Genomic DNA, 11,794 nt, shown 5'->3' with positions numbered 1-11,794 from the left:
GTTGGCGCTCCGTGCCCAGTGCCTTGAGTAGCTAGTATAGGGGCTCGGCATGGATGAGCTTTCAACTGCCCACCGGGTTATTCAACGCTGAAGAATTTACGAATATTCAATCGTCGGCGATGTCCAGGCATTCGTTGACCGAGCCGAGGATCTCGGCCTCCTCGTCGGCCTTTACCACGCAGATCCGGGGGCCGCGCCCGGTGTCAAGGCGTTGGGCGTGATGGGCATTGGCAGTGTCGTCGAGCTCGATGCCCAGCCAGTCGAGCTCGGCGCAGATGGCGCGCCGGACCGCCGGCGCTTTTTCGCCGATGCCGGCCGTGAAGATCAGCGCATCGAGCCCGCCGAGCAGGGCGATCAGGGCCCCCGCTTCGCGTACCGCGCGACGCACGAACAGCGCGACCGCTTCCTGGGCTGGCGACTGCTGGCTCTCGAGCAGATCGCGCATGTCATCGGAAATCCCGCCCGAGACGCCATACAGGCCGCTATCGTGGTAGAGCATCCGCTCGAGCTGCTCGCCGCTCCAGCCCTTGCTCTGCAGCAGGTACAGCAATACGCCGGGATCGAGGCTGCCGGCCCGGCGTCCCATCATCAGGCCATCGAGCGCCGTAAAACCCATCGAGGTCGCTAGGCTCTGGCCGTCGCGAATCGCGCACAGGCTGCAACCGTGACCGAGATGGGCGACCAGCACACGCCCCCGCGCCCGATCGCCTAGCAGGTCGGGCAATTGGCGGGCGACATGCGCATAGGACAGGCCGTGGAAGCCATAGCGCTGTATGCCCTCGTCGGTCAGCTGGCGCGGTAGCGCGTAGCATCGGTTGAGCCATGGCTGGGTGCGGTGAAACGCGGTATCGAAACAGGCAACCTGAGGCAAGCTTGGCCAGTGCTCGTGGATCTGCCTGATGATCGCCAGCGCCTGCGGCTGATGCAGCGGAGCCAGCGGCACTAGCTCGTCGAGCTCGCTCAACAGGGCATCGTCGACGCGCTGGGCCCGGTCATGCGTGCGGCCGCCGTGCACCACGCGATGGCCGACGGCGGCCAGCGACGCCTGGCCGACGTAGCTTTCCAGCCAGTCCAGCAGGGCATGCGCGACTGCGGCATGCCCGGTGCCTTCGACCGTGAACCCTTCGGTTTCGGCAGCTTCTTCGTGAAGGCTGAGGCTTGGCGCCTCGTGGATACGTTCGACGAGTCCGCGAAGCTGTTGCCGGCCTTGGTCGTAGAGCGCGAACTTGAGCGACGACGAACCGGCGTTGAGGGTCAGGATGGGGCTGCTCATGGCTTGTTGTCTTCGTGCAGTACCACCAGGCAGGCCAGCGCCGCCGAGGCGAGGCGGGTGGCGACATCGTCGCTGCGGCTGGTCAGCATGATCGGCACCTGGGCGCCCATCACCAGCCCGGCGGCCTGGGCACCCGCCAGATGGATCAGCAGCTTGGCGATCATGTTGGCCGCTTCGAGATCGGGCGCCACGAGAATGTCGGCGCGCCCGGCGACCGCCGAGTCGAGACCCTTGGTGCGGGCCGCCGCTACCGAAACGGCGTTGTCGATGGCCAGCGGGCCGTCGAGCTCGCCGCCGCTGATCTGGCCGCGTTGGCTCATCTTGCACAACGCCGCGGCGTCGAGCGTCGAGGGGATGCGCGGATTGACGGTCTCGACCGCCGAAAGGATAGCCACCCTGGGGCACGCCAGGCCCAATGCATGGGCGAGGTCGATGGCGTTCTGGACGATGTCGCGCTTGGCGGTCAGGTCGGGCTGGATATGCAGGGCACCGTCGGTGATCAGTAGTGGTCGGGGATAGCTGGCGACATCCAGCGCATAGATATGGCTCATCTGACGTTCGCTGTGCAGGCCGGCATCGCGCTTGAGCACGGCGCCCATCAGCTCGTCGGTATGCAGGGCACCCTTCATCAGCGCTCGTGCCTCGCCGCTGGCCGCGAGCCTGACGGCGGTATCCGCCGAGGCATGACTATGCGGGGTATCGACGATCCGCAATCCATCGAGGTCGGCGTCGAGCTTCTCGGCGGTCGCCTCTATGCGGCCTCGCGGTCCGACCAGCAGCGGCTCGATCAAGCCTTCGTGCCAGGCGGCCAATGCGCCGCTCAGTGAGGGCGCGTCGCAGGGATGAACGATGGCGGTTGGAATCGGCGAATGGCCGCGTGTCGCTTCGAGCAGTTGTCGATGGCGTTCGCCGACCGAGGCTTTATCGTGGATGTCGAACGTCGCGGGCATCTCGGGCTCCTATCGAAGGCTGCCATGCTCGGAAAGGCAAGCATGCCTCCGACTTTAGGCGCGCTGGCCGTCGACTGCCAGCGTTGCGATGCAGCATTTCGCTTCCATCAAACTTCAAGTGACGCCAAAGCCATCCGTGGCGGCGCCTGAAACGAAAACACCGGCCACAAGGCCGGTGTTCGAGGTACGGCGACACGCGCTCAGCTGACGCTTTCGGGCATCAGCTTGTGGTCGCGCACGTAGCGGTCGAATTCGGTGAACCCGCCGATATGCGTTTGGTCGACGAAGATCTGCGGCACGGTCTCGACCGGCTTGCCGATGGTCTTTTCCATGTCGGCCTTGGTGATGCCTTCTTCATGGATGTCGATGTACTTGTATTCGAAGTCATCGCGCGCGGTGCTGAGTTGCTCGGCGAGGTCCTTGGCACGCACGCAGAAAGGGCAACCGGAACGTCCGAAGATAACGGTGATCATGGGCTCTCCTGAGAGTTGATGAATGCTTGCTGAAACTTTGGCGTCAATTGTCAGGCATCGTGGCAGCGTATGCCAATAGCGTACTACTACCCAGGTTATTGCGCGCTGCTATGGGGATGCGCCATCGCCGCCATGGCGATCCTCGTCGGCGCTCTTCAGCAGTTTGCGCAGACTCGCATAGATATCGGGGGCGGCAACGACGATATGTTCGCCGTAGAGATCCTCGGGTATGCCCTCGGGACAGGTATAGACGTGCCCGGTGCGGGCGCCGGCCTCGCGGGCGATCAACAGGCCGGCGGCGAAATCCCAGGGCGAGACGCTCTCGTAGTAGGCGTCGAGTCGGCCACAGGCGACGTTGCACAGGTCGAGCGCGGCGGAACCGCAACGGCGAACGTCCTGGCAATTCTGCATGACCGCCGAGAAACGCCGCAGTAGCGGTGCACGCCCGTCGCGGCGGTAGGGAAAGCCGGTGGCGATCAGGCTGCGCTCGAGCGTGGAGGCGAGGCTGGCGCGGATCTGACGGCCGTCGCGCTTTGCGCCTTGGCCGCGAATGGCGGTAAAGGTTTCGCCGAGAATCGGCGCATGCACCACGCCGACCTGGAGCTTGCCGTCGAGCGCCCAGCCGATCGATACCGCCACGTGCGGCAGGCCCTGGGCGAAGTTGACCGTGCCGTCGATGGGGTCGACGACCCACAGCGGGCCGCGTTGATTGAGGGTTTCCTGATCCGGGGCGAGTTCCTCGCTGAGCCGCGCCTCGCCGGGGAAGTGCTGCTCGAGTCGCTCGCTGATCATCCGGTCGATCGCGACATCGACGTCGGTGACCAGTTCGGTGCCCTTCTTGTAACGCTTTTCATAGGAGGGGTTCGCACGGGCCTCGAGAATTTCCCGGCCGGCCTCTTCGGCGATGTCGGTGGCAATGGCAAGCCGCTCGGCAAGCTGCATGGTCGCTCCTGGTCGATGGGTACGCTGGCGCAAGTCTAGCACCCCCCGGGGCGGGTCCCGCTACCGTGCAGTCGCGGTGGCCGGGTTACCTTCTTACCGGGCGCTTCTGCAGCTTGCGCTGCAGGGTCCGGCGATGCATGCCCAGCGCGCGGGCGGTCGCCGAGATGTTGCCGTCGTGTTCCTGGAGGACCTTCTGGATATGTTCCCAGGTGACGCGGTTGATCGACGGCGGATTGTCGGCGATGTCGATGTCCGGGTCGCCGTCGTCGCGCTCGAAGGCGGCAAGCACCTCGTCGGCGTCGACCGGCTTGCAAAGGTAGTTGACCGCACCCAGCTTGATCGCCTCGACGGCGGTGGCGATGCTCGAATAGCCCGTCAATACCACGATGCGGCAATCCGGCGCGATCTCCAGCAGTTCGGGCAACAGCTTGAGTCCCGAGGAGTGTTCGAGCTTGAGATCCAGCGTGGCCAACTGGGGCGGCGCTTGCTGAGCGATGCTCAGCGCCTGATCGGCATCCAAGGCGGTCACCACATCGTAGCCGCGGCGACTCAGGGCGCGCTCCATGACACGGCAGAACATTTCGTCGTCGTCGACGATCAGCAGGCGTTCGGGGGTTGGCATGGCGGGTGGTCCCTCCTGCGGTGGTTTTGGCGGCTGATCATTGGCCGGCGATCAGGCGGGGCAGCTTGACCTCGGTCAGGGTGCCGCCCTCTTCGTGATTATACAGGCTGACCCCGCCGGCGAAGCGGTTGATGGTGGCATGGGTGAGAAACAGTCCGATGCCCATGCCCTTGCTCTTGGTCGAGACGAAGGTGTCGCCGAGTTGGTCGGCGATCGACATGGCCACCCCGGGGCCGTGATCGCGAATATCGATGATCACTTCGTCGGCGTTCCAGTCGAGGCTGATGACGATATTCTCGGGGTTGGCGTCGGCGGCATTGTTGAGCAGGTTCATCAGGGCCTGCTCCAGCGTCGCATCGACCGCCAGCATCGGCGTGCCGCGCTTGCCGAGGATCTCGACCCGATGGGTGACGTCCGGGCGCAGCACCAGCCAGCGCTGAACCACCTGCTCGAGCCAGGCGACGGCGGGGCGTGAATCGGGCTCGGCGAGACGTCGTCGGTCGGCGTTGGCGACCAGTTGTTGAAGGCGTGCCTTGCAGGTATCGACCTGCTGGCGCAGCAGGTCGATGTCGGCCGTCAGGGTCGGCTGGTCGGCGGCGTCGCGGCGCATCTCGGCGAGCAGCACCGCCATGGTCGACAGCGGCGTGCCCAGTTCGTGGGCGGTCCCCGCCGCCTGGGTGGCCACCGCGAGCACCTGCTCGTTACGCAGCGCCGCCTCGCGGGTCCGCGACAGGGCCCTATCGCGCCGTCGCAGGGCATGCGCCATCTTGTAGATGAAGAAGGTCACCAGGCTCGCCGAAAGGCCGAAATTCAGCCACATGCCGAGTACGTGCAGGCTGATGCCGGGGCCGACCACGGCGTGGCTGAGTTGCGGTACCGGCTCGTAGAACAGCATCAGGAAGGTATAGCCGGCCAGCGCGGCGCTGGCGATGATCCAGGCGTGACGCCAGGGCAGCGTGGCGGCGGCGATGGTCACCGGCACCAGGTAATAAGAGATGAACGGATTGGTCGCGCCGCCGGTGTAATAGAACAGCAGCGAGAGCCCGGCGATGTCGGCGAGCAGATGCAGCAGGTACTCCACATCGGTCACCGAGCGCGGCCGGCCGAGCCGCCACCAGCTGGCGACGTTGATCAGCCCCATGGCGACGATCACCCCGATCACCGGCGTGACGCTCAGTTGGAAGTCGAGCACCTCGATACCGAAGATGATCGCCGCGAGAAAGCCGGTCCAGGTGATGCCGCGCACGAAGGTCAGCCGGACCAGGTTGCGGTTGGGGGTCGACAGGGGCAGGGGGGTGGGCTGTTGCATGAGCTCTCCGGCGGGCGCGTCGAGGCATGATAACCGAACTCGCCCGGCGTCAGGCTACAACTCGGACCGTGTAGCCCGTAGAATTGGCCGCCAGCCCATTCACGTCAGCCGGGCGCGGCGATGTGTGCCGCGACGGATGTACCCAGACCAGCGATCCCACGAATGACAGACAGCCAGATAGCGCAGGCCGCCGAGTTGCGTCGCACCTTCGCGATCATTTCCCACCCCGACGCGGGCAAGACCACCATTACCGAGAAGATGCTGCTGTTCGGCAACGCCATCCAGCTGGCGGGCTCGGTGAAGAGCAAGCGCAACGACCGCCATGCCACCTCCGACTGGATGAAGATGGAACAGGAGCGCGGCATCTCGGTGACCACCTCGGTGATGCAGTTTCCGTATAACGGACGGATCGTCAATCTGCTCGACACGCCGGGGCACGAGGACTTCTCCGAGGACACCTATCGCACCCTGACCGCGGTGGACTCGGCGCTGATGGTGATCGACGGCGCCAAGGGCGTCGAGGCCCGTACCATCAAGCTGATGGAGGTCTGCCGGCTGCGCACCACGCCGATTCTGACCTTCATCAACAAGATGGATCGCGACACCCGCGATCCGGTCGAGGTGATGGACGAGGTCGAGACGGTGCTCGACATCCAGTGCGCGCCGATGACCTGGCCGATCGGCATGGGCCGGCATTTCCGCGGCGTCTATCATCTCTACAACGACGTCATCCACCTCTACAAGCAGGGCCAGGGCAACCGCATTCCCGACGACGTGCGCATCGAGGGGCTCGACAGCCCCGAGGTCGACGAGGTGCTGGGCGCCGCCCAGGCCGAGGAACTGCGCATGGAGGTCGAGCTGGTGCGCGGGGCATCGCATGAATTCGACCTCGAGGCCTACCGGCGTGGCGAGCTGACGCCGGTCTACTTCGGCACCGCGATGGGCAATTTCGGCGTGCGCGAGATGCTTGACGGCTTCGTCGAGTACGCGCCGATGCCGCAGGCCCGCGAGACAGATACCCGCGATGTCAGCGCCGAGGACGAGCGCTTTTCCGGTTTCGTGTTCAAGATCCAGGCCAACATGGATCCCAAGCACCGCGATCGGGTGGCGTTCCTGCGGGTGTGCTCGGGCAAGTACGAGAAGAACATGAAGATGCGCCACGTGCGGATCGGCAAGGACGTCAAGATCGCCGACGCGCTGACCTTCATGGCCTCCGACCGGGCGCAGGTCGAGGAAGCCTGGCCGGGCGACATCATCGGCCTGCACAACCACGGCACCATCCAGATCGGCGATACCTTCACCGTCGGCGAGGACATGCGCTTCACCGGCATCCCGCACTTCGCCCCGGAGCTCTTCAAGCGCGTGCGACTGCGCGATCCGCTCAAGACCAAGGCGCTGCAGAAGGGCTTGCAGCAGCTCTCCGAGGAGGGCGCGACCCAGGTGTTCATGCCGCTCGACAACAACGACCTGATTCTCGGCGCGGTGGGCTCGCTGCAGTTCGACGTGGTCGCCCACCGGCTCAAGGAGGAGTACAAGGTCGACTGCATCTACGAGGCGGTCAACGTGCAGACCGCGCGCTGGGTGTACTGCGACGATGCCAAGAAACTCGACGAGTTCCGGCGCAAGGCGAGCAGCAACCTGGCCCTGGATGGCGGCGGCTATCTCACCTATATTGCCCCGACCCGCGTCAATCTGCAGATGACCCAGGAGCGCTGGCCCGAAATACGCTTCAACGCCACCCGCGAGCATTGAGCGAAAGCGCTTGCCGGCCGCGGCTCTCTGGCCAATGCTTGAGGCGAACCAATCATCCAGCAACGGCCAGGGAGCGCGCATGGCGGTGAAGTTTCTCAAGGAGTTTCGCGAATTCGCGGTCAAGGGCAACGTGGTCGACATGGCGGTGGGCATCATCATCGGTGCCGCCTTCACCGCCATCGTGCAGAGTCTGGTCAAGGATATCTTCACGCCGCTGATCGGCCTGGTGACCGGCGGGGTCAACTTCACCGACCTGTTCTGGGTGCTCAAGGCCGGCAGTGGCGGTGCCGACTACACCACGCTGGCCGAGGCTCAGGCGGCCGGCGCGGTAACGCTCAATATCGGGCTGTTTCTCAACGCCGTGCTGTCGTTTCTGATCGTCGCCTTCGCGACCTTCCTGCTGATCCGCAACATCAACCGGCTCAAGAACCTGCATCACGAGCCGGAAACCGTGGCGCCGCCGACGGTCAAGAGTTGCCCCTATTGCATCAGCAAGATCCCGTTGCCGGCCACGCGTTGCCCGGCCTGTACCTCCGAACTCCCCGAAGTTGCCGAGCGGACTGAACTGAACTGAGCAAGGAGCGCCGAGATGCTGATAGACGCTCACTGTCATCTCGATTTTGCGGCCTTCGACGAAGACCGTCAGGCGATGTTCGAGCGCGCCCACTCGGCGGGCGTCGGCCACTTCGTGGTGCCCGGGACGACCCGGGAAAGCTGGCCGCGGGTCGTCGCGCTGGGCGAACGTGACGACGTCAGCATCGCGTTCGGCCTGCATCCCGCCTTCATGGATCGCCACGCCGAGGATGACGTCGAGGCGCTGGCGCAGGTTCTGGACGCGCATCCTCAGGCCGTGGCGTTGGGCGAGTGTGGCATCGACGCGCGCTTCGAGGACACCCTCGACGTCCAGTGGCGACTGCTCGACGCCCAACTGAAGCTGGCCAAGGCGCGTCGCCTGCCGGTGGTCCTGCACTGCGTGCATGCCAACGACAAGCTCAGCAAGCGGCTGCGTCAACTCGACATGCCGGCCGGCGGATTGATCCACGCCTTTGCCGGCAGTGCCGATCAGGCGCAGCGCTTCATCGACCTGGGATTCGTGGTGGGATTGGGCGGGGCGACCACCTATCCGCGTGCCCAGCGGCTGCAGCGCGCCGTGGCGGCGCTACCCAACGACGGCTACGTGCTGGAAACGGACAGTCCGGACATGCCGCTCTGCGGCTTTCAGGGGCGGCGCAACGAGCCGGCCCGGATCGCGCGGGTGGCCGAGCGGATAGCCGAGTTGCGCGGCCAACCCCTCGCGGAGGTCGTCGCTCATAGCGCGGCCAACACGCGCCGGCTGTTCGGCATCGAGGGCTAGGAGCGGCATAGCATCAACCGCCGCTAGTGGCCAGCATCTCGGGGTCGACGCGCTCGATCGGATAGGGCAGATCGAGCCATTCGAGGGGTTGCCCGTCGACCGTCAGCGGCTCGCTGACGTCGCGGGTCGTCATCACCGCGAGTATCTCCACGCGACCCTCGCCATCGCTCGCCGCGACAACCAGATCGCCTCGCGACTTGCCGTCGGCGTCGACGATGGCGCTACCCGATTCGGGCAGCACGCTACCGGTGAATCGTCCGCGTGCCAGGCGCTTCTTGACCTGGCCGCGGAAATGCGCCCGGGCGACGACCTCCTGGCCGGTATAGCAACCCTTCTTGAAACTGATGCCGCCGAGAGCCTCCCAATTGAACATCTGTGGCAGATAGCTGTCCTGCAGGCTCACTTCGAGCCACGCCAGACCGGCCCGGATGTCATGCAACCGCCACACGGCATTGCCGGTCGACACGGCCTCGTTGGCCAGGTTCTGCCAGGCACCGATCGCTTCGTCCTGCGGCAGGCACAGCACCAGACGCGGCAGGGCGCCGGGATGACGCAACACGACGCCGCCACCGAGCGCGACCTGCTGCCAGGTAGTCGGCGCCAGCGCATCGAGCCGGCGTTCGACCAGCGCCGGGACCTGGTGACCGATCAGCCCGAGCACCGCGAGATCGTCGCGCGGCGTCAGCTCGACCTTGTAGAACACCGCGAACTTGGCCAGGTGACTGCGGAGCGGCTCGAGCAGGCTCTCATCCAGCAACAGCCAGAAGCGCACCTCGTCGATACGCATCAATTGCCCATTGGCGAGCATGCGGCCCTTGGCCGTGCAGAAGCTGGTGGGTGCAGCGAAGTTGCCGTCGGCTAGTTTCAATTGGGCGCTGGTCTGGCCTTGCAGGAAGCGCTCGGCATCCGCCCCGGCAATCTCGAGCACCGCAAAGTGCGTCAGCGGCGAGAGTAGGCTCTGCTCCGCGCTCGGCGCGGATTCCTGCGTATCGAATTCGACGTGTCGATCGTCGACGAAGCGTGCGCCGTGTTGTTGAAGGTGGACGGTCCAGTCGCTCATGCAGTCTCCTAGCGCCCTCCGGGAGGCAAGGCATTGATTGATCTTCAGGATTGGGTAATGGGGGTGCGTCGCGATGAATGCAAGATGTCCGTCGGGCTGACGGCTCTCCACTTTCTGCCGCCTCATCCGCATGAGCCACCTGGATCGGAACCGTACAGCCCCCTCACCGCTCCAATGCTCGCTGAGCAAGCGCCATTCCGGTTCATGTCATCCAGGTCAATGGCCAGGAATAGAGCTCGGTGGGGTGGGGCGTGCCCGCTGAAGCGACCCCTCCAGAACTGCACAAGCTATAGTGCAACTAGCATGAGGTAGAGGAGCAACAGATCCACCATCTAACGCTTGACCGCCAACATTCTTACCGGTCATTAACGGCAAGGGGACTGGCCACTAGTCAGCCATACACTGCCAACCGCCATCGTGAGCGGGCTTGCGAAGGGAGACAACATGGATGATCTCGACATGTCCGACCTCGATCCCGGCACACGGGTCAGCCAGATCGAACCGGCCGACCCGTTGACGCCGGCCGATCGCTACGCCGAACTGTTCGTCGACGTGCAGTGCAGTCGCGTCTTCGACGACAGCAAGACCTTCGTCGACTGCATACCGCGCCAGGACCCCGAGGCGATTCTCAGGGCTTACCGGGCGCGCAAGGATATGCCGGGCTTCGATCTCGCTGCCTTCGTGGACGAGTACTTCATCCCCGAACGCGAGCCGTTCAGCAATTACGCCTCGCCCCCCAATCAGTCCTTGGTGGTGCATATCGATGGCCTGTGGGATGTGCTAACGCGCCATCCCCAGCAGCATCCTCGCTACTCGTCGCTGCTGCCTCTGCCGTATGCCTACGTGGTGCCGGGAGGGCGTTTCCGCGAAATGTACTATTGGGATTCGCACTTCACGATGCTTGGCCTTGCCGAGAGCGGTCGCCCGCATCTGATGCGCGCCATGGCCGGCAATTTCGCCTACCTGATCGATACCTACGGGCATGTGCCCAACGGCAATCGCAGCTATTATCTCAGCCGCTCACAGCCCCCGGTATTCGCGCTGATGGTCGATCTCTTTACTCGCTACGGCGTCATCAGGCGCTCGCTCGATTACTTGCCGCAGCTCCGCAGGGAATACGCCTACTGGATGGCCGGCGCCGAAACCCTGCGTCCCGGCGAGGCACACCGCTGCTGTGTCCGCCTGGGCGACGGCACCCTGCTCAACCGCTATTGGGACGACCGCGACACACCTCGCGAGGAGGCCTACCTCGAGGATGTGACCACGGCGCAACAGTCGACACGTCCGGACCGGGAGGTCTATCGCGACCTGCGCGCCGGGGCGGCCTCGGGATGGGATTTCAGCTCACGCTGGCTGGATGACGCGCAGCAGCTATCGAGCATTCGCACCACGGCCCTGCTCCCCGTTGATCTCAACAGTTTCATGTACAAGCTCGAAGCGCAGATTGCGCGACTGAGCGCTCTCGATGGCGATATCGAGACCGCCAAGCGCTTTCAGGACAAGGCGGACGAGCGTAGTCGGGCGATCAGGCGTGTGCTCTGGAACGAGCGGGTCGGTGCTTTCTTCGATTACGACTGGCAGCGCGACCGGCTATGCACGTCGCTGAATGCGGCGACGGTGACCCCGCTGTATGTCGAACTGGCCACTCGCGAACAGGCCCGGCGCGTCGCCCAGGTGGTTCGTAGACGGCTGCTCAGCGCCGGTGGTATCGCCACCACCGAAATCGACAGCGACCAGCAGTGGGATCACCCCAACGGCTGGGCGCCGCTGCAATGGCTGGCGATGCGCGGCTTCACCCTCTATGGCGAGACGGCACTCGCTCAGGACATCTCGGATCGCTGGCTGGCGACGGTCGGCAGGCTCTACGAGCGTAAGAACAAGCTGATCGAGAAGTACGTATTGACTCCCCTGCAAGCGGGTAAGGTCGGTGGCGGCGGCGGGGAATATCCATTGCAGGATGGCTTCGGCTGGACCAACGGCGTGACGCGCAGGCTGCTGCGCGACAGCCCTCGGCGCTCAGTGGACCAGAGCCGGGTGCAGAAGCCGTAGGCATGCATGT

The 11,794-nt window shown here is 64.8% G+C and carries 11 protein-coding genes; 4 read left to right on the top strand and 7 right to left on the bottom strand.

The annotated features are described in order from the left end of the window. Window positions 1-106: 106 nt before the first annotated feature. The 6 genes from R6258_RS01485 to R6258_RS01460 all read right to left on the bottom strand — a co-directional run bounded on the left by R6258_RS01485 (window position 107) and on the right by R6258_RS01460 (window position 5,569). Window positions 107-1,273 carry an acetate/propionate family kinase gene (locus R6258_RS01485; protein WP_318446533.1) on the bottom strand — a complete coding sequence of 389 codons (1,167 nt, stop codon included), beginning with the start codon at window positions 1,271-1,273 and terminating at the stop codon, window positions 107-109. Continuing rightward, the gene (locus R6258_RS01480) at window positions 1,270-2,223 is read right to left on the bottom strand and encodes a bifunctional enoyl-CoA hydratase/phosphate acetyltransferase (protein ID WP_318446530.1); all 954 of its coding nucleotides are present in this window, start codon (window positions 2,221-2,223) and stop codon (window positions 1,270-1,272) included. Before R6258_RS01480 ends, R6258_RS01485 begins: the two co-directional genes overlap by 4 nt. Window positions 2,224-2,423: 200 nt before the next feature. Continuing rightward, window positions 2,424-2,696 (bottom strand): GrxA family glutaredoxin, encoded by a 273-nt coding sequence (locus R6258_RS01475; protein WP_318446528.1) that lies wholly within the window; start codon window positions 2,694-2,696, stop codon window positions 2,424-2,426. A 108-nt stretch (window positions 2,697-2,804) separates the two neighbouring features. Then, window positions 2,805-3,638, bottom strand: a complete 834-nt coding sequence (locus tag R6258_RS01470; RefSeq protein WP_318446526.1) for an inositol monophosphatase family protein — start codon at window positions 3,636-3,638, stop codon at window positions 2,805-2,807. Window positions 3,639-3,723: 85 nt separating this feature from the next. Then, on the bottom strand, window positions 3,724-4,260 hold the full coding sequence (locus tag R6258_RS01465) for a response regulator transcription factor (protein ID WP_318446524.1): 537 nt from the start codon (window positions 4,258-4,260) through the stop codon (window positions 3,724-3,726). 37 nt (window positions 4,261-4,297) lie between these two features. Beyond that, complete coding sequence (locus tag R6258_RS01460; RefSeq protein WP_318446522.1) at window positions 4,298-5,569, bottom strand: ATP-binding protein; 1,272 nt, start codon at window positions 5,567-5,569, stop codon at window positions 4,298-4,300. A 162-nt stretch (window positions 5,570-5,731) separates the two neighbouring features. On the opposite strand from R6258_RS01460, the gene R6258_RS01455 reads away from it, so the two are divergent. The 3 genes from R6258_RS01455 (at window position 5,732) to R6258_RS01445 (ending at window position 8,675) form a co-directional block, all read left to right on the top strand. After that, window positions 5,732-7,321: a peptide chain release factor 3 gene (locus tag R6258_RS01455; protein WP_318446520.1), complete on the top strand. Its 1,590-nt coding sequence runs from the start codon at window positions 5,732-5,734 to the stop codon at window positions 7,319-7,321. Between the two features lie 79 nt (window positions 7,322-7,400). After that, window positions 7,401-7,895 (top strand): large conductance mechanosensitive channel protein MscL, encoded by a 495-nt coding sequence (mscL, locus tag R6258_RS01450; RefSeq protein ID WP_318446518.1) that lies wholly within the window; start codon window positions 7,401-7,403, stop codon window positions 7,893-7,895. Between the two features lie 15 nt (window positions 7,896-7,910). Further along, a complete protein-coding gene (locus tag R6258_RS01445) occupies window positions 7,911-8,675 on the top strand; it encodes a TatD family hydrolase (protein WP_318446517.1) in 765 nt (254 codons plus the stop codon). Window positions 8,676-8,688: 13 nt separating this feature from the next. Here the strand turns inward: R6258_RS01445 and R6258_RS01440 are convergent, their stop codons facing one another. After that, complete coding sequence (locus R6258_RS01440; protein WP_318446515.1) at window positions 8,689-9,735, bottom strand: folate-binding protein; 1,047 nt, start codon at window positions 9,733-9,735, stop codon at window positions 8,689-8,691. A gap of 444 nt (window positions 9,736-10,179) precedes the next feature. Here R6258_RS01440 and treF point away from each other — a divergent pair, with 444 nt between their 5' ends. Then, the gene (treF, locus tag R6258_RS01435) at window positions 10,180-11,784 is read left to right on the top strand and encodes an alpha,alpha-trehalase TreF (RefSeq protein ID WP_318446513.1); all 1,605 of its coding nucleotides are present in this window, start codon (window positions 10,180-10,182) and stop codon (window positions 11,782-11,784) included. Window positions 11,785-11,794 lie beyond the last annotated feature (10 nt).

The organism is Halomonas sp. HP20-15 (genome assembly GCF_033446685.1).
In the GTDB taxonomy this organism is placed as follows: domain Bacteria; phylum Pseudomonadota; class Gammaproteobacteria; order Pseudomonadales; family Halomonadaceae; genus Modicisalibacter.
The sequence above is the reverse complement of the archived record's forward strand: the minus strand, read 5'-3'. Positions and strand labels throughout refer to the sequence as shown.

Excerpts from the sequence above, each read along its gene's own strand:
- R6258_RS01485 (WP_318446533.1), bottom strand. The coding sequence starts at position 1,273 with ATGAGCAGCCCCATCCTGACCCTCAACGCCGGTTCGTCGTCGCTCAAG.
- R6258_RS01480 (WP_318446530.1), bottom strand. The coding sequence starts at position 2,223 with ATGCCCGCGACGTTCGACATCCACGATAAAGCCTCGGTCGGCGAACGC.
- R6258_RS01475 (WP_318446528.1), bottom strand. The coding sequence starts at position 2,696 with ATGATCACCGTTATCTTCGGACGTTCCGGTTGCCCTTTCTGCGTGCGT.
- R6258_RS01470 (WP_318446526.1), bottom strand. The coding sequence starts at position 3,638 with ATGCAGCTTGCCGAGCGGCTTGCCATTGCCACCGACATCGCCGAAGAG.
- R6258_RS01465 (WP_318446524.1), bottom strand. The coding sequence starts at position 4,260 with ATGCCAACCCCCGAACGCCTGCTGATCGTCGACGACGACGAAATGTTC.
- R6258_RS01460 (WP_318446522.1), bottom strand. The coding sequence starts at position 5,569 with ATGCAACAGCCCACCCCCCTGCCCCTGTCGACCCCCAACCGCAACCTG.
- R6258_RS01455 (WP_318446520.1), top strand. The coding sequence starts at position 5,732 with ATGACAGACAGCCAGATAGCGCAGGCCGCCGAGTTGCGTCGCACCTTC.
- mscL (WP_318446518.1), top strand. The coding sequence starts at position 7,401 with ATGGCGGTGAAGTTTCTCAAGGAGTTTCGCGAATTCGCGGTCAAGGGC.
- R6258_RS01445 (WP_318446517.1), top strand. The coding sequence starts at position 7,911 with ATGCTGATAGACGCTCACTGTCATCTCGATTTTGCGGCCTTCGACGAA.
- R6258_RS01440 (WP_318446515.1), bottom strand. The coding sequence starts at position 9,735 with ATGAGCGACTGGACCGTCCACCTTCAACAACACGGCGCACGCTTCGTC.
- treF (WP_318446513.1), top strand. The coding sequence starts at position 10,180 with ATGGATGATCTCGACATGTCCGACCTCGATCCCGGCACACGGGTCAGC.